The organism is Paraburkholderia fungorum (assembly GCF_046027215.1).
Classification (GTDB): Bacteria; Pseudomonadota; Gammaproteobacteria; order Burkholderiales; family Burkholderiaceae; genus Paraburkholderia; species Paraburkholderia fungorum_D.
In genome coordinates this window covers 62,585-78,119 of record NZ_JAQQEN010000002.1, presented here as the reverse complement: position 1 = coordinate 78,119, position 15,535 = coordinate 62,585, and the positions used below count along the sequence as shown (strand labels likewise).

Here is a 15,535-nt window from a genome sequence, read left to right as displayed (position 1 = left end):
CAAAAAGCGTGTTTCCTTCCTCTGTGACAGAAACGCGCAGATGGTGTCAGAGAGCGTCAAAGACGGCTAACGTACTTCAGATCGTGCTCGCCTTTCCTTCACACAGGCCCGGTTTTCAGCTGCGTCGCGCGCCATGCCGCGCTCGCCGTTGCCTTAGTGCGTATCGCGACGACGAGCTTTACGCGTGCTTCGTGCCGCTAGCGGACGAGGCGCGGCAGCAGCGCGGCCAGGCCGGTGAGCGCCGCGTCGATATGCTCGACGGCGATGCCGCCGTAGCCGAAGATCAGCCCAGGCTGCGGTTTCGCGCGCACGTGAAACGGCTCGAGCCCGTACAGACCGATCGACGCTTCGCGCGCCGCGCTCACCAGCGCCTGCTCCGTCAACGGGGCCGTCAGACGCGCCGCCATATGGATGCCGGCCGTCGGCACGATCGGCTCGAACCAGGGCGCCAGGTCGCCATGCAGGTGGTCCAGCAGCATCGCGCGGCGCGCCGCATACACCTTGTGCATGCGCCGCAGGTGCTTGGCGAAGTCGCCGTTGAGCATGAAAGTCGCCAGCGCGGTTTGCGTGAGCGTGCAGCCGTGCCAGTCCGCGATCTGGCGAGCCTTGAGGAGCGGCCCATAGAGCGACGCCGGTGGCACCGCATAGCCGACCCGCAACTCCGGGAAGATCGTCTTCGAGAAAGTGCCCACGTACGCGACGAGACCGGCGCGGTCGAGACTTTTCAGCGGCTCCATGGGCCGTCCTTCGAAGCGGTATTCGCAGTCGTAGTCGTCTTCGATGATCACGGCGCCGCGTTTCTGCGCCCATTCGAGTAACTCGACGCGCCGCTCCAGCGTCATCGGCATGCCGAGCGGGAACTGATGAGAAGGCGTCACGTAGACGAGCCGTGCCTTGTCCGGCAGCTTGCTCACGATCAGACCTTCGCTGTCTACCGGAACCGGCACCACGCGTGCACCCGTTGCCTTGAAGCATGCATGGGCGGGAGGATACCCGGGGTCTTCAATGGCCACGACTTCACCGGGGCGCAGCGTGATGCGCGCCATCAGATCGAGCGCGTTCTGCGCGCCCTGCGTCACGATGACGTCTTCCCAGTTACTCGCGACCGCGCGATTGAATGCCAGGTAGCGCGAGATCGCGAGGCGCAGTTCCTGTTCGCCGGCTGGATCGCGATAGATGGCAGGGCTGCGCGCCTGTGCGCGCAATGCGTGGTTCACGCAACGGCGCCAGACGTCGAAGGGAAATAGCGATTTGTCCGTCGCGCCGCCGACGAAATCCTGTGGCGATTGCACGGTGGGTCGCGGCAATGGCAGCGCCTCGGGCATCGCTTCCCAGAGTGGCTGGGCGCGCGCGGCGGCCTTCGCTTTGGCCTTCGACCGCTCGCGCGCCGACTCGGCGGCACGTGCGTGCGACGAGCGCTCCGCCGGCAGACGCTCGAGCCCGTCCGCGACGAAGGTGCCCGAACCGGCGCGCGCGCTCAGATAGCCTTCGGAGAGAAGCCGCTCGAATACGTCGAGCGTGGTCTTGCGCGACACGCCAAGCTGCGTGGCGAGGTCGCGCGTGGACGGCAGGCGCGTGCCGCCAGCGAGGCGCCCTTCCAGGATGCCGGCGCGCAACTGCCGATAGATCTGCCCGGCCAGATCGTGACGCCCTTCGACCGCAATGTGGATGTCCATTCGAGCGGTTACCTCAAATTATCCAGAAACGGTTATTTGGCAAGACCAGTGTGGATCGTAAGCTTAACCCTGTCGCTGCCGTCTGAGCGGACCGGGCGCTCGAATGAATCGAAGCGGTCGCGCAGATTGCGCAAACGCGCGTGCCGGACGCGGTGTGGGAAGCGGTAAAGCCGCGCTTCAGGGAACCGGAGATTGCCGATCTGATGCTGCTGATCGTTGCGATCAATGGCCGGAACCGGATTGCGGTGTCGCTCCGGAAGATGCCGGAGTCAGTTCAGGGTGGATGCAAAAATGGCGCGCCGCGTGATGCGAGCGCGCCATTTTTGATGGTGCGTTTCCGTAGACAGAACGCAAGCAGCGCAAGCGCACCGCCCGCTGAAATCGCCGCGAATTACTCCGTAGCCACGCCCAACACCGCGGTTTGCCGGGCGTTCTCGCGCGCTTCGTCGCTGCAACGCTGATGTTCGCGCGAAAGCTTGCGCATCAGCGGCAACAGCAGCACGGCGACCAGCGCGCCCACCGCCGCGAGCCAGCCGAGGCCAGTAAACAACTTGGTATAGAGCGGCAACGATTCGAGCGGGTCCATATCGCCTGCCGGCATCTGCGCGAAATTCGCCACCACGCTGCCCAGATACTGCGACACGCCGGTCGCCACGAAGTAGGCGCCCATCATGAAGCCGCTCATGCGCGCCGGCACGTAGCGCGCGATCATCGCGAGACCCAGCCCGCTGACCAGCAGCTCGCCGAGCGAATACAGTCCATAGCCGCCCACCATGAACCACGACGACACCCGGCCGTTGACCGCGTAGTGCCCACTCCATGCGTAGACGAAGAAGCCGGCCGCCACCACCGCGAAGCCGAACGCGTACTTCACCGCCACCGGCACGTCCTTGCCGCTCTTTGCAAGCTTCGTATAGAGCAGCGCGAGCAGCGGGCTCATCAGCATGATCCAGATCGGATTGAGCGCCTGGAACTGCGCGGCGCTCCACGTGAACAGCGTCACGCCGAACAGTGAAAAATGCGGATCGACGTTGCGCAGCGCGAACAGCGTGAGCGACGTGGACATCTGCACGTAGAACACAAAAAACAGGATCACCTGCGCAGTCAGAATCAGCGCGGCCACCAGACCCGAGCGCTCCGAGCGTTCGCACTTGACCAGCATGTAGCCGAAAATCGCCAGAATCGCGACGCCGGCCGTGTACACGCAGGCCACCGCGATCGCCTTGTGCTGCAGGACGAACATTGTCGCCGTGCCGAGCAGGATGCCGCCGAGCGCCACCGCGCCCACACGTTTCCAGCGGATCGGTTCGGCGTCCGGCGCGGAACCGATATGCGCGAGCGTGCGGAACATGACAAAGTAGTTCAGCACCGACAGCAGCATGCCGGCGCAGCAGACTGCGAATGCCGTGTGCCAGCCCCAATGGTCCTTGATCCACGGCGTGGCGAGCATCGACACCGTCGAGCCGATGTTGACCGCCATGTAGTAGATCGTGAACGCGCTGTCGATGCGTGCGTCGTCGCCCTCATAGATGCGGCGCACGAGGTTCGCGGCATTCGCCTTGAAGAGCCCGTTGCCCACCACGATCACGCCGAGCGACGCGTACATATAGGCAAGCTGCTCGTTGGGCATCGCCAGCATCAGGTAGCCTGCGGCCAGCACGCCGGCGCCGAAGATCATCGTGCGGCGCGCACCGAGAATCTTGTCGCCGATCCAGCCGCCGATCGACGGCGACGCATACACCAGCGCGGTGAATGCGCCCCACGTGAGGGTGGCGTGGCTGTCGGTGAAATGCAGCTTGTCGATCATGAACAGGACCAGCAGCGCGGCCATCCCGTAGTAACCAAAGCGCTCCCACATTTCGATCAGGAAGACCGTCGAAAATAAACGGGTCTGCGAGACGCGGGCGTATGGATTGGATGAAATCATCATGTACCTCGTGTTCATACGTTGCGGCGTTGCGCGAACAAGCGCGCGGCGCGGAAAACTGGATCTGGAAAAACGATCGGCGGTCCCTGCGTGGCGAGGCGTACGTCAATGCGCACGCCAGCGTTTCAGCGGTCCGCTGAAACGCCAGTAGAAGCGGTCAAACCAGGGGATGGGATGAAGGCCCGCCATGCCACATCGGGCTCGGACTCCGTCAAGCGGAGCGGGCGCAATGATAAGGCATCGCGGGACACGGGGATGCGGCGGCCGGCCGTCCGGCGGCCGGCGCTTCGAAGAGCGGCATACGGCGGCCGCAACAGGCGGCAGGCGCGCAGCACGAAACTGAAAGAATCCGCAGTGATAGTCATGTCCTCATGTCGGCAACCGTTCGGGTAGGACGTGCCGGACAATGCTCCGCCGCGCAGGATCGCTGCCGGTGGAATTACAAACAGCAGCGGGTTTCGCCGGTGATCTGAACCCGGACACCCCGCCGCCAAGCGGGGGGATTCTGCAAATAGAAACATTCGTCGTCACTCGGGGAATTCACCGATTCCGCGCCCATTACCCGTTATTACACGCGATAGGGCTTCGTTGCAAAGTCGCGAGAAAATGAAAATAGTCTTTGGCGTCATAGCTTTAACGTCTCGCGATACTCAATTGGCATAAACACAAATCGCCTGTACGTATTGCCGCCTTTACCGCATTCGCATGCCGTTTGTCATCCATGCGCCGGTCAAAAAGGCGGGACACCTGTGAGCTTCTGGCAACATAGAGCGTTGTCTCGAAAAAGCGATCCACTGCATGACCGGGCATTGAGGACCGACTGCCCGATCTGGACCGCAATCAAACCATATTTACTTATATCAAACAAATTTTGACGGGCTAATTTCCTCCTGCTATGGTCACGACAATTCAAAACAACAACCCGGCACTCGAACTCGGCAGCAAGATCCGCGCGTTGCGCCAACGGCTCAAGCGCACGCTGGACGACACGGCAACAGCGGCAGGTATTTCCAAACCGTTTTTGTCGCAAGTCGAACGCGGCCTGGCGTCCCCGTCCATCACTTCGCTGGCCGGGATTGCCAGCGCACTCGGCGTGACGGTGCAGTATTTCGTCGACACACCTAGCGAAGAGCGCTCCGTGTGCCGCGGCGATCAGTTGAAGTTTTTCGGTTTTGCGGACTCGGCCAACCTGTTTGCCCGGTTGACCAATCTGACGGGCGGCCGTCAGCTCGAAGCGATCCTCGTGAGGATGCCGCCCGGGCAGAAGCGCTCCGAAGTGACCACGCATGCCGGTGAAGAATTTGTGTATGTGATCGACGGCGAAGTGTCGTTGACGCTGGAAGGCAAGACATTCGTGTTGCACGCGGGAGACAGCGCGCATTACGAATCAACGGTGCCGCACAGCTGGGTGAACACCGCACGCGTCGAGTCGGTGGTCGTCTGGGTGGGCACACCAAGACTGTTCTAAAGCGCAGGCACCTTTTCCGGTTGATCCGGCCAGGGATTGCCTGCATTACGAAATGTAAGGATTCCTGCATGTCGGACAAACAACAAGGGCCGCCGCGCCCCGAGCAACGCAGATAACGGGCGCCCCAGCGCCAGCGCGTTCCTCTTTCGACCTTTCCTGCGACCTCAACCGATGAAAACCCCGTTCGTCTACTCGACGGCGCTGACCGCGCTCGTCCTCACGTTTCAGCCTTCCGCCTTCGCCGTCAACGTGCCTGCGGGCGTCGCGCTCGCCACGAGTCAGGAGATGACTCGCCAGGTGCCCGGCGAAACCGAATCGCTCGACCCCGCGCACATCGAATCGTGGACCGGCAATACGATCGGCCTCGATCTGTTCGAAGGGCTGACGCGCATGGACGCAAGCGGCGCGATCGTGCCGGGCGTCGCGGAATCGTGGTCGCGCAGCGGGCCGAATACGTGGGTTTTCAAGCTGCGTCACGATGCGCGCTGGAGCAACGGTCAGCCGGTCACGGCGGCCGACTTCGTCTACTCGTGGCAGCGCGTGCTGGATCCGAAGACGGGTTCGAAATACACGGTGCTGGTCGAATTCGTGAAGAACGCCAAGGCGATTCTCGCCGGTAAGGCGCCGCTGACGAGCCTCGGCGTGCGCGCGGTCGATCCGTACACGCTCGAAGTCACGACCGAAGTACCCGCCGCGTTTTTCCCGCAGCTCACGGCGATGGCGACAATGACGCCGGTGAATCGCGCGGTCGTGACGAAGTTCGGCGGCGACTGGACGCGGCCCGGCAACTTCGTGGGCAATGGCCCGTATGCGCTGACCGACTGGCAACCGAGCAATCGCCTCGTCGGCACGAAGAGCAACACGTATTGGAACGCCGGCAAGGTCGTGATCACGAAGGTGACCTATCTGCCGATCGAAAACGACGAAACGGCCATGCGCATGTATCAGGCCGGCCAGTTCGACTACACGTATTCGATTCCGTCGGGCATCTATGCGCAGGTGAGCAAGCAGTTCGGTCCTGAACTGAAAACCGGCCTGCAAATCGCCACGTACTACTACAGCCTGAACAACGAAGACCCCGCCTTCAAGGACAAGCGCGTACGTCAGGCGCTGGCGATGGTGCTGGACCGCGACCTGCTGACCAAACGTCTGACGGCCGACGGCGAAGTGCCGATGTACGGCCTGATCGCCAAGGGCACCGAAGGCTCGGCCGTATTCACGCCGGAGTGGGCAAGCTGGCCGATGCCCAAGCGCGTCGACTATGCCCGCGACCTGCTGAAGCAGGCGGGCTATTCGGACGCCAAACCGCTCACCTTCACGCTAACCTACAACACCAACGACCTGCACAAGAAGGTCGCGCTATTCGCAACGTCTGAATGGCGCACCAAGCTCGGCGTAACCGCCAAGCTGGAAAACGTCGAATACAAGGTGCTGCTCAAGCAGCGCCACGACGGCAAGGTGCAGGCCTCGCGCGACGGCTGGTTCGTCGACTACAACGACGCCAACTCGTTTTTCGATCTGATCCGCTGCAACAGCGTGCAGAACGACCAGCGCTACTGCAATCCGCAAGTCGACAAACTGATCGACGAAGGCAACCAGCAGCTCGACGACGCCAAACGCAGCGCGCTGTTCACGCAGGCGCACAATCTGGCCATGAACGACTACCCGATGGTGTCGCTCTTCCAGTACTCGGCCGACCGGCTCGTCAAGTCGTACGTGGGCGGCTACAAGCCGACCAACTACCTCGACCAGCGCGCCACGCAAGACATGTATCTGATCAAGCACTAAGCGCGGGAGCACTGTCATGCTGGCCTACACGCTGCGCCGCACGCTCTGGGCGATCCCGACGATTCTCGCCGTGATCACCGCGTGCTATCTGCTGCTGCATCTCACCCCGGGCGGCCCGTTCGACACTGAAAAACAACTGTCGGCGGCCGTCCTCGCGAACCTCAACGCGAAGTATCGCCTCGACGAACCGCTGTGGCTGCAGTATCTGCACTACCTCGGTTCGCTGCTGCACGGCGACCTGGGGCCGTCGTTCCGCTACGCCGACTGGTCGGTCAACGATCTGGTGTGGAAAGCGTTGCCGGTGAGCCTCGGCGTGGGCGGCGTGTCGGTACCGATCGCGCTCCTGATCGGTGTCACGCTCGGCACGCTGGCCGCCGTGCGGCGCGACCGTTTCGTCGATCATGCGGTGATGGTGCTCGGCAATATCGGCAACGTGGTGCCGCCGTTCGTGCTCGGCCCGGTACTGGTGTGGATCTTCGCGATCCTGCTGAAGACCTCCGAAGGCCGCGGCTGGCTGCCGGCCGGCGGCTGGGGCGAAGGCGAGTGGCGTTATCGGGTGCTGCCGATCGTGCTGCTCACCTTCATCAACGTCGCCGCCATTGCCCGCGTGATGCGCGGCAGCATGATCGAAGTGCTGTCCGGTAACTTCATCCGCACGGCGCGCGCCAAGGGTCTGCCGGGTCGCACGATCGTCTTGCGTCACGCGATGAAACCCGCGCTGATGCCGGTGGTGTCGCTGCTCGGCTCGATCTGCATCTCGTCGATCACCGCCGCGGTGGTCACCGAATCGGTGTTCGCGCTGCCGGGTCTCGGCCAACTGGTCGTCAACGGTGCGATCAACCGCGACTACACCCTCGTGCTCGGGCTCGTCGTGCTGACCACCGCCGTGGCCGTGCTGTTCAATCTGCTGGTCGACCTCGCGTACGCGTGGCTCGATCCGCGCATCCGGTACTGATCCCATGAACCGTTCTCTTCAAACGGCCAGCGCGGCGCTCGATCCGCTCACGGCCATCGCGAAGGCGCCGCGTTCGCGTGGCCCGCTCGCCACGGCCGCCATGCGCTTCGTGCGCAATCGTGCGGCGTTTGCGGGCTTCGTCGTGATGATGTTGATCGTGATCGCCTGCGTGGCGGGCCCGTGGCTGCTGCCCAACGGACCGATCGACAGCGACTGGAGCGCGATCAGCCTTGCGCCGACGTGGCAAAACATGCACTGGTTCGGCACCGACGAACTCGGGCGCGACCTGCTCGCGCGCACGCTGCAAGGCGGCCGCGTGTCGCTGGAAGTCGGTTTGCTCGGCACGCTGGTGTCGGGGCTGATCGGCGTCGCCTATGGCGCGACTGCCGGCTATCTCGGCGGGCGCGTGGATGCGGTGATGATGCGTATCGTCGACATGATGTACGCGATACCCTACATGCTGATCGCAATCCTGATGATGACGATGTTCGGCCGCTCGTTCTATCTGGTCGTGCTGACCATCAGCGCCTTCTCGTGGCTCGACATGGCGCGCGTGGTGCGCGGCCAGACCCTGTCGCTGCGCTCGCGCGAATTCATCGACGCCGCGCGAGCGATCGGCGTCAGCTCGGGTTCGATCATCGCGCGTCACATCGTGCCGAATCTGTTCGGCGTGGTGGTGGTGTACGCGAGCGTCACGGTGCCCAATATCGTGCTGACCGAATCGGTGCTGTCGTTTCTCGGCCTCGGCGTGCAGGAACCGATGACGAGCTGGGGCGTGTTGATTCAGGACGGCGCGCAGAAGCTCGAATCGATGCCGTGGCTGCTGCTGTGCCCGGCCGTGATGCTGTGCGTGACGCTGTATTGCGTGAATTTCGTCGGCGACGGTCTGCGCGACGCATTCGATCCGAAGGACCGCTGACATGCCGCTACTCGAAGTCAAAGACCTCAGCGTGCGCTTTACGCGCCGTGAAGGCGCACCGGTCGACGCCGTGCAACGCGTGTCGTTTTCACTCGAAGCCGGCCGCACGCTCGGCATCGTCGGTGAATCGGGCTCCGGCAAGAGCCAGACCGTGATGGCGCTGCTCGGCCTGCTGGCCGGCAACGGCAAGGTGTCCGGCACCGCGACCTATCGCGGCGAAAACCTGCTGACGATGAACCATGCCGCGCTCAACAGGATTCGCGGCGACCGCATCGGCATGATCTTCCAGGACCCGATGACCTCGCTCAACCCGTTCCTGACGATCGAACGGCAGATGACCGAGACGCTCCAGTTGCATCGCAAGATGTCGCGCCGCGAAGCGCGCCGCCGCGCGATCGAAACCCTGGAGACAGTACGCATTCCCGATGCCGCGCGCCGCATCAATATGTATCCGCACGAGTTTTCCGGCGGCATGCGCCAGCGCGTGATGATCGCGATGGCCCTGCTCTCCGAGCCGGAAATCCTGATCGCCGACGAGCCGACCACCGCGCTCGACGTGACCGTGCAGGCGCAAATCATCGAGTTACTGCGCGAGCTGAATCGCGAGCGCGGCACCGCGATCATCCTGATCACGCACGACATGGGCGTGGTGGCCGGCTTGTGCGACGACGTGATGGTGATGTACGCGGGCCAGACCGTCGAGCAGGCGAGCGCCGCCGCGCTGTTCGCCGCGCCGACGCATCCGTACACGATTGGCCTGCTAAACGCGCTGCCGCGTCTGACCGACGACGACGACCTTCCGCTGCAAACCATTCCTGGCAATCCGCCGCTGCCCGGCGAAGTCGGCGCGGGTTGCGCGTTCGCGCCGCGCTGCACGTATTGCAGCGATCAATGCCGCGAATCGCGGCCGGCGCTTGTCGCATCGCAAACGGCCGCCGGCGCGTTGCGCGCATGCCATCGGCCGGCCCAGGAAATCATGGAGGTACAACACGTATGAACGCCACTTCCATTGCAAATCAGGACCCGGCAACGTTGTTGTCGGTCGAGAATCTCAAGGTGCAATTCGGCGTGCCGCGCGGCGGCTTTCCGTGGTCAGGCAAGGCCACGCTGCGCGCCGTTGACGGCGTGTCGTTCAACGTGCGGCGTGGCGAAACCGTGGGCCTTGTCGGCGAATCGGGTTGCGGCAAATCCACTTTGGCGCGCGCGATCATCGGACTCGCGCCGGTGGCGAGCGGCAGCGTGCGCTGGCTCGGCGAAGAAACCGTGCTGCCCAACGCACACCGCGACACGTCGCGTTTGCGCCGCGACGTGCAGATGATCTTCCAGGACCCGCTCGCCTCGCTCGATCCGCGCATGACGATTGAGCAAATCGTCGCCGAGCCGCTGACCACGCATCGCCAGGACGTTGCGCGCGCCGACGTGCAACGCCGTGTGCTGACGATGCTCGAGCGCGTCGGCCTCAATGCGCAGCATCTGCGCCGCTATCCGCATGAATTTTCCGGTGGGCAGTGTCAGCGCGTCGGCATCGCGCGCGCGCTGATCGGCGAGCCGCAACTGGTGATCTGCGATGAGCCGGTGTCGGCGCTCGACGTGTCGATTCAGGCGCAGATCGTCAACCTGCTGCGCGACCTGCAACGCGAGTTGTCGCTCTCGCTGTTGTTTGTTGCGCACGATCTGGCGGTCGTCAAGGCGATCAGCCACCGCGTGCTGGTGATGTATCTGGGACGGGTGATGGAGTTCGGCGACAAGCGTGAAGTGTATGGCACGCCGCGCCATCCGTACACGCGTGCGCTGTTGTCTGCAGTGCCGGTGCCCGATCCGGTCGTGGAGCGCGCGCGCCGTCATCTGCTGCTGCGCGGCGAGATTGCGTCGCCGCTCAACCCGCCTTCCGGTTGCGCGTTCCGCACGCGCTGCCCGGATGCGATCGAAGCCTGCGCCGCGGAGATTCCGCAGCCTGTCACCCATGGCGCGAGCGCAACGCGCATCGCCTGTATTCGCGTCGGCAACGCCCCGAAGGAAGTCTCCCTGGCGGGTCTTTAAAGCAACGAGCCTGCAAGGCTAAAACCGTTTTCCACGACGCGGCGGGCCGCCGCGTCGAAGGATTCGCTCGTTCTGCTATTCACAGAACGAGCGATAAACGTGGACTGGTTAACCACCAGCCAAAGATTCACCACAATAACTAGAGTCACTCTCAATGAAAGATAACCGATCAAAAAAACGGACAAAAAAATCCGGAGCAGTAACTTTTGTTTACTGCGCACTCACCCTCCCTGCACTGAGCGCCGCCGCGAACGCCTACGCCGACGATGGCGAGTTGCAATCCACTGCGAACGCAAACAGTACTCAGACGCTCGCGCAAACGTTGTCGTCTCCCGCGCAGGTCTCGCAGGCTGCCCCTGCGGGCAAACGCCGGGCGGAACAGGGTGGCACGGTGCGTAACGACCAACCCGACACCACCAACGCGATCATCAACGCGGAAGCCGACCAGATTGTCGCGCCGCCCACCCCGCCGTCGAGCCAGGCGGCGAGCAAAGGCTTCATCGCCGATAGTCATCTGAACCTGCAGTTCCGCAATTACTCCGATTACTTCCAGGCGCCCCCGTCGACCTACCGTCACGCATGGGTTCAAGGCGTGCAGGCGAACTATGAATCCGGCTTTACACAGGGGGTGATCGGCTTCGGCGTCGACGCCTCGCTGTTCGGCGCGTTCAAACTCGACGGCGGCAACGGCGCCGGCAACATGGTGCACGTGGGCAAGGACGGCGGCGGCTCGAACCAGCTCGCGTGGGCCTACCCCGGCATGTACGACATCAAGGGGCGGATTTCGGAAACGGTCGTGAAATACGGTTTGCAGACCGTCACCAACCCGTTCCTCGAACCGCACGACAACCGCGCGCTGCCGCCGACTTTCCTGGGTGTGTCGATGGTCAGCAACGACCTCGTGCATACCACGCTCGAAGCCGGCAGCTTCACCAAGGTCGACGCCCGCGGCCACACGAACCTGACCAATCTGACCACCTCGTACGGCGGCACGCGCATCGACCGCCTGACCTATGTGGGCGGCACCTGGCATTACGCCAAAAACGGCGAAATGGCGCTGTATGTCGATCAGGCCGACGATGTCTGGCGTCAGTACTACGGTTCGGTGGCGCAATCGTTTGGCGACCCGACCACCATCAAGTGGAGCGGTCTCGCCAACATCTATTCGACGCACGACACCGGCGCGTCACGGCAGGGGCACATCAACAGCAATGCGTATAGCCTGTCGGTTTCCGCGCAGCACGGCCCACATGCGTTGCTGCTCGGCTATCAGCAGGTACTCGGCGACCAGTTCTTCGATTACGTGAACGAGACCAACGGCATCTATCTGACCAACTCGATGGACGTCGACTACAACGCGCCGCACGAGCAGTCGCTGCAATTGCGCTATACGTTCGACGGCAAATACGCCGGCGTGCCGGGGCTGAAGGCGATGTTCTGGGGCGAATACGGCTGGGGCGCGGACGCCTCGGCGGGCGCAGCGGAGAATGCTTCGGCGTCCTCGCCACTGCACGGCCTGTACTGGAAGAACGGCGAACCGGTGCACGGCCACCATCACGAGTTCGGCTTCATTCCGAGCTATACCCTGCAAAGCGGCCGCTTCAAGGACACGAAGATCACGTTCATCGCGATGTGGCACAACGGCTCGTATTACTACTCGGACGGTAACAACATGGAATACCGTCTGGTGGTGAATGTGCCGGTGAAGGTGTTTTAAATCGGGTGGGGTTCCTGCTCGGAATACCTTCCAAAATAGCTTCATAGAATCCCGCAAAGCCAAGCTAAACTGGCTTTGCGGAAAAAATAAAGTCTCGGCCAGTCTCACGGAATCCCGCTGATTGCCCGAAATGGGGGGCACTTTTTAGGCGGCTGATTCGATCACGCATACGCGGACAAAGGGTCGGCCATTTGATCCACTCACACGAGTCGACATAAATCGCTTTTTCGGGATGCGTTAGCCCGCTAGGATCGTTCATCCGAAACGACGGCAACGAAGATCAGCCGACAGTCGGTATCCCGAAACCCCGCACGCCGATAAAGAAAATGCCATCCTCCAACTATGGGAAAATCCTCTACTACAAAACAAACAACCTCCTTTGGAAATGGACTCTCTGCGACGGCAATGATGGATGCCGGATTGTGCCGGACGTAAATCTTTCGAGCGACAAAGCTCCGCCTGCATTGCGTGTTCAACCACCACCGCCGGACCGGAGAGAACCTCGCAGAAAGAAAGAATTTGGCGGGGGCCTACTGGCGGTACTGGAGACGGCATCCCGTTTCAGGAAGTGGCTGGACACGCCTGATCCACCAAAGAATCCGACGCCCGCTCAAGCGAAGATACCGGAGGCCATACCGTTATTCGACATTCAGGAGATTCCAGGCGCGATGCGCAAGAACTCCATGTCCAAATCAGCCATGTTGATGGAGAAGTGGTTCGCAGGTGAGTTGAACTATTCGTCTACCGACGACGACGAGAAGGCGGAGATCAATCAGGATGGCAAACCATACCCACCTGACATGTACGACACAACCACAATTACTCTGGACTGGGTGTTGAATTTCAGGCGAGCAAAGGAGCAGTACGATGCACTGGTCAATGCTGCCATCCGTACCCCTAGAGCCATGCAACAACTTTCGCTGACTCTCTCCCGATACAAGCGAAGCAGCATTGACCTCGATACATGGATGTTAAGCGGGCAGCGTCTAACAAACCTGCACAAACATTTTCAGTTTCAGCACGTTGGCGTCGAAAGTACTCTCTCGCAGAAAATCAGTCAGTTCATTGATTCGAATATGACCAACAGAGGGATGCCAGACGATCTGACAGGGGCGCTCGGTTCGTTCAACTTCTACGCGGCCATCGCATATGCCGAATTTAACGGTGACGCTACCGTCGCAAAGGTAAAAGGTATCTACGTTTATGTCCGCGATAACTACACTTTCACTGACAAGCCAGGTGAAGCATCGCAGTATTTGGGACACTGGTGCCGAAAAGGGGTTGTTATCGTCCCCTACAATGCCGGCGCATCGATTCTTGATAAACCGTGGCTTCCCTACGTTGACTATCCTGTTGCGGTCGGGGATGTGCGCGTGAGCGGAAACATTTACTACCCCGTCAAAAACAGTTCATTCCGGCAGTGGGCATTGCGGCATAAGCGCGGCGGCGATTTTGTCATTTATTCGGATATGCGTTTTGTGCCGATTTACCCACCCATGACGGTCTATCTATGATGGGAATGCTTGGATATTCCGAAGGCATGGTCGGGTTTTATGCGCTCGTCCTCATTGCGCTGGTTGTGCTGGTCAGCTTCGTCCGGTCGCTGGTCATCATTTTTTCGCAGTTGACCGGACGGGCTGCGCGCGTACGGCGCATCGTCGGGTTGTGGGCTATGCGGACTACCGGTGTGGCCGTGCTATGGGTTGCCGTCAATTACTGGATCGGTGTTGACCTGAGGTCAAAGGCACACGACTGCAAAAAAGCGTCCTCGGATGGGGGACGTTACATAGCCGAGCTGTGCCTATTGCGATGGAACCCCGGGAATGATTCTGACTACGTCGGCCGCGTGTACGACGCAAAGGATGGCGAACTGCTGGCCAAACGAACCTTCAGCACACCCGCACCGGAGTTGTCGTGGTGGAAAGACGAAAGTGTTTCGTTTTCGAGTGGCGGCGACGACTCTTCCTGGGTAATCCTGCCGCCGTCGGTGTATGACAGACTGCTAGCGAGACTACCCTAGCCGTGCTGCGCTTCGCCTCCTGAAAGCTCTTTTTGAATGCGTCCGAAACCAGGAGCATCGCTTCGATTGCTCATAAGTTCGGAACCAGCCGCCAAACTGTGATGCATGCCCAGGCAACTGGAGCCTCTGCTGCAAACTAATGCCCCTACCCCCCAATCCGCTCAGTAGTCATAGCCCGCGACAACCCATGCATCGGCCGACGCAACGCGACATCGAACGGATTGGTTTGCGGGCCAATCGCGTCGGCCTGGCGCCGCAGCAATTCGACCACCATCGGCAGGCGATCGTCACCGAGCCGCGCCGCGAGCGTGCCGACACTCAACGCCGCCACCGCCACGCCCGTACGGTCCAGAATCGGCACCGCCACCCCCGCCATGCCGTCGAGCACGCCGCTATTGCGCCCTGCGTAACCCAACTGCCGCACACGTTCGATCTCCGTGCGTAAATACACTTCGTCGAGCACGCCATAGCCGCGAATTCGCGGCACATTAAAGCGAATGATCTCTTCGCGCTCCGCTTCCGGCAGAAACGCGAGAATGGCCAGGCTACCCTGACCGACGCCCAACGCAACACGCCCGCCAATATCGCCGGTGAACGAGCGGATCGGGAACGGCCCTTCGCAGATGTCGAGACACACCGCGTCGAAACTGCTTTTGACCAGCAGGAAGATCGTGTCGCCGAGACTGGCGCACAACCGCAGCAACGCGGGTCGACACAGCGTGCGCATGCCGCTCGGATTGCCGGCCTGCGCGGCGAGCGCAAAGAAATCCACACTCAATCGATAAAGCTTCGAGCCTTCATCCTGTTCGACGATGCCCTCGGCGATCAGCGCATGAAGAATGCGATGCACCGTGCCTTGCGTGAGCCCCACCGCCTTTGCGAGGCGCGTGACGCGACCGCCGTCCGGCTGCGCTTCGGATAACGCCCGGATGACCGCGAACGCGCGCTCCAGCATGCCGGGGCCCGGCACCGCGTCGGGTTCTGACAGCGCGGTCTCTGAATCTCGTTTGGCGGCTGCATTCATG

At 61.9% G+C, this 15,535-nt stretch carries 12 protein-coding genes and 1 pseudogene; 10 read left to right on the top strand and 3 right to left on the bottom strand.

Annotation, left to right across the window (positions count from 1 at the left end; genetic code table 11):
- Nucleotides 1-197 precede the first annotated feature (197 nt).
- Nucleotides 198-1,676, bottom strand: coding sequence for a MocR-like pyridoxine biosynthesis transcription factor PdxR (gene pdxR / locus PQR27_RS21070; RefSeq protein ID WP_408525600.1), 1,479 nt, complete (start codon nt 1,674-1,676; stop codon nt 198-200).
- 110 nt (nt 1,677-1,786) lie between these two features.
- On the opposite strand from pdxR, the pseudogene PQR27_RS21065 reads away from it, so the two are divergent.
- Nucleotides 1,787-1,942: pseudogene (locus PQR27_RS21065) on the top strand (carboxymuconolactone decarboxylase family protein); the annotation flags it as partial.
- A gap of 125 nt (nt 1,943-2,067) precedes the next feature.
- Here PQR27_RS21065 and PQR27_RS21060 read toward each other — a convergent pair.
- Entirely contained in the window at nt 2,068-3,603 is a 1,536-nt protein-coding gene (locus PQR27_RS21060) for a peptide MFS transporter (protein ID WP_408528254.1), read from the bottom strand.
- An 895-nt stretch (nt 3,604-4,498) separates the two neighbouring features.
- On the opposite strand from PQR27_RS21060, the gene relB reads away from it, so the two are divergent.
- From relB to PQR27_RS21015, 9 genes are all read left to right on the top strand, one after another.
- Complete coding sequence (gene relB, locus PQR27_RS21055; RefSeq protein ID WP_408525599.1) at nt 4,499-5,071, top strand: type II toxin-antitoxin system RelB family anti-toxin; 573 nt, start codon at nt 4,499-4,501, stop codon at nt 5,069-5,071.
- Nucleotides 5,072-5,242: 171 nt separating this feature from the next.
- A complete protein-coding gene (locus tag PQR27_RS21050; RefSeq protein ID WP_408525598.1) occupies nt 5,243-6,859 on the top strand; it encodes a peptide ABC transporter substrate-binding protein in 1,617 nt (538 codons plus the stop codon).
- A 16-nt stretch (nt 6,860-6,875) separates the two neighbouring features.
- Entirely contained in the window at nt 6,876-7,814 is a 939-nt protein-coding gene (locus PQR27_RS21045) for an ABC transporter permease subunit (protein WP_408525597.1), read from the top strand.
- 4 nt (nt 7,815-7,818) lie between these two features.
- Entirely contained in the window at nt 7,819-8,733 is a 915-nt protein-coding gene (locus tag PQR27_RS21040; RefSeq protein WP_408525596.1) for an ABC transporter permease, read from the top strand.
- Between the two features lies 1 nt (nt 8,734).
- Nucleotides 8,735-9,730 carry an ABC transporter ATP-binding protein gene (locus PQR27_RS21035; protein ID WP_408525595.1) on the top strand — a complete coding sequence of 332 codons (996 nt, stop codon included), beginning with the start codon at nt 8,735-8,737 and terminating at the stop codon, nt 9,728-9,730.
- Nucleotides 9,727-10,773, top strand: a complete 1,047-nt coding sequence (locus PQR27_RS21030; protein ID WP_408525594.1) for an ABC transporter ATP-binding protein — start codon at nt 9,727-9,729, stop codon at nt 10,771-10,773. Before PQR27_RS21035 ends, PQR27_RS21030 begins: the two co-directional genes overlap by 4 nt.
- 154 nt (nt 10,774-10,927) lie before the next feature.
- Nucleotides 10,928-12,490, top strand: coding sequence for an OprD family outer membrane porin (locus tag PQR27_RS21025; RefSeq protein ID WP_408525593.1), 1,563 nt, complete (start codon nt 10,928-10,930; stop codon nt 12,488-12,490).
- 326 nt (nt 12,491-12,816) lie between these two features.
- Nucleotides 12,817-14,004, top strand: coding sequence for a DUF6402 family protein (locus PQR27_RS21020; RefSeq protein ID WP_408525592.1), 1,188 nt, complete (start codon nt 12,817-12,819; stop codon nt 14,002-14,004).
- 5 nt (nt 14,005-14,009) lie between these two features.
- Nucleotides 14,010-14,510, top strand: a complete 501-nt coding sequence (locus PQR27_RS21015; protein WP_408525591.1) for a hypothetical protein — start codon at nt 14,010-14,012, stop codon at nt 14,508-14,510.
- Between the two features lie 145 nt (nt 14,511-14,655).
- Here PQR27_RS21015 and PQR27_RS21010 read toward each other — a convergent pair whose 3' ends face one another.
- Entirely contained in the window at nt 14,656-15,534 is an 879-nt protein-coding gene (locus PQR27_RS21010; RefSeq protein WP_408525590.1) for an IclR family transcriptional regulator, read from the bottom strand.
- Nucleotide 15,535: the final 1 nt, after the last annotated feature.

Coding starts and splice junctions, on each gene's coding strand:
- PQR27_RS21010 (WP_408525590.1), bottom strand. CDS start 15,534: ATGAATGCAGCCGCCAAACGAGATTCAGAGACCGCGCTGTCAGAACCC.
- PQR27_RS21015 (WP_408525591.1), top strand. CDS start 14,010: ATGCTTGGATATTCCGAAGGCATGGTCGGGTTTTATGCGCTCGTCCTC.
- PQR27_RS21035 (WP_408525595.1), top strand. CDS start 8,735: ATGCCGCTACTCGAAGTCAAAGACCTCAGCGTGCGCTTTACGCGCCGT.
- PQR27_RS21060 (WP_408528254.1), bottom strand. CDS start 3,603: ATGATTTCATCCAATCCATACGCCCGCGTCTCGCAGACCCGTTTATTT.
- PQR27_RS21045 (WP_408525597.1), top strand. CDS start 6,876: ATGCTGGCCTACACGCTGCGCCGCACGCTCTGGGCGATCCCGACGATT.
- PQR27_RS21050 (WP_408525598.1), top strand. CDS start 5,243: ATGAAAACCCCGTTCGTCTACTCGACGGCGCTGACCGCGCTCGTCCTC.
- PQR27_RS21030 (WP_408525594.1), top strand. CDS start 9,727: ATGAACGCCACTTCCATTGCAAATCAGGACCCGGCAACGTTGTTGTCG.
- relB (WP_408525599.1), top strand. CDS start 4,499: ATGGTCACGACAATTCAAAACAACAACCCGGCACTCGAACTCGGCAGC.
- PQR27_RS21040 (WP_408525596.1), top strand. CDS start 7,819: ATGAACCGTTCTCTTCAAACGGCCAGCGCGGCGCTCGATCCGCTCACG.
- pdxR (WP_408525600.1), bottom strand. CDS start 1,676: ATGGACATCCACATTGCGGTCGAAGGGCGTCACGATCTGGCCGGGCAG.
- PQR27_RS21020 (WP_408525592.1), top strand. CDS start 12,817: ATGCCATCCTCCAACTATGGGAAAATCCTCTACTACAAAACAAACAAC.
- PQR27_RS21025 (WP_408525593.1), top strand. CDS start 10,928: ATGAAAGATAACCGATCAAAAAAACGGACAAAAAAATCCGGAGCAGTA.